The organism is Shewanella sp. T24-MNA-CIBAN-0130 (genome assembly GCF_040310185.1).
GTDB lineage: Bacteria > Pseudomonadota > Gammaproteobacteria > Enterobacterales > Shewanellaceae > Shewanella > Shewanella psychromarinicola.
Map to the genome: position 1 here is coordinate 1 of NZ_JBEOPP010000227.1, position 289 is coordinate 289.

The window sequence follows — 289 nt, forward strand, 5'->3', positions numbered from 1 at the left end:
CTGTTAAATCAGACTTTTTTAGATTATTTATAGGAAGCGAAAAAAAATTAGCATATCCATGGGGTTCTGTATATACAGACAAAGATAATCTTATGTTTGGAGAGTCCTCTATGAAATTCAAAGAGTTTTGCAGAAAAAATAATGTATCAGTGGAGCTGGAAGTTAATGAGCCACTAGATCATATAGGTATTTTATTTAGTGTTTTATCTGTGCTATTTGAGAGAGCTGGCATTGACTATAATCTTGATAGTATAGTTGAATTAATGAAAAATCATTTATTGCCATGGTT

Annotated in this window: 1 protein-coding gene; it reads left to right on the forward strand. The window is 30.4% G+C overall.

Annotation, left to right across the window (positions count from 1 at the left end):
- Positions 1-289, forward strand: a 289-nt coding sequence (locus AAEZ02_RS22170; protein WP_351125161.1) for a TorD/DmsD family molecular chaperone, incomplete at both ends; no start/stop codon positions are given.